At 36.6% G+C, this 807-nt stretch carries 1 protein-coding gene; it reads right to left on the bottom strand.

Features of this window, described 5'->3' with window-relative positions:
* Positions 1-644: Kazal-type serine protease inhibitor family protein (locus BG20_RS13160; protein WP_010191370.1), on the bottom strand; the 644-nt coding region annotated here is incomplete at its 3' end.
* Positions 645-807 lie beyond the last annotated feature (163 nt).

Genomic DNA, 807 nt, shown 5'->3' with positions numbered 1-807 from the left:
TGTCCCATTCCAGGATCAGTTACAGATGTAATTGTTCCAGTCTTGACAAGTTCAGAAGTTGTCTTTTCAGTATAATCTAATTTGTAATCAACTGTAAATGGAGTTGTCTTTTTTGTGTGTACTGCTAATGCGTTACCTGAAAACTTCCAGTCACCACTAGTACTGTTTTGAGTAATTATTGTAAGAGAATATTTTGTCTTTCCATCAACAGTCCATGTTGCTTGTCCTTTAACATCTTCATCTTTTAGTGGACCAACTAAACTAACTAGTTGAACTGTCTCAGTTGCATCATAATGTAATGTTCCAGAATAAACTTTGTCAGATGGAGGCAAAACTATTGCAAGTTGATGTGATTCGTGTCCCATTCCAGGGTCAGTAGCAGATATAATTCTAGTCCAACCTTCCTGTAACGGTTTTTCTGCAACACATTCTCCAGTGTGATCTAGTTGTACTTTAGCTGCATTTAGCATACATGAATTTCCATAAGTGATACCATCAACACCACAGACGGGTGCATATTCCATTGTACATGCAACGGGTTTTATTTTTGGTTGTATAACATATCCAGGATCCATCGAAATGAATACCAAACTAATTGCAACTAAAATTCCAACTGCAACAATAATTCCTAATGTAAAGTTCATCTTATCCACCTGTTAGTTTTGCAAACTTTGCATTCTTGCTTAATTTTTCCATAAATTCAATATTTGATAATGCGACCACAGCTGATTCTACTACTGGTGGTTCTGGGTCGTTTAATGCTTTTTCTAAAACTGCCTTTGCTTCTTTGGAGCCAATCACGCCTAG

The organism is Candidatus Nitrosarchaeum limnium BG20, from assembly GCF_000241145.1.
GTDB lineage: Archaea > Thermoproteota > Nitrososphaeria > Nitrososphaerales > Nitrosopumilaceae > Nitrosarchaeum > Nitrosarchaeum limnae.
The sequence above is the reverse complement of the archived record's forward strand: the minus strand, read 5'-3'. Positions and strand labels throughout refer to the sequence as shown.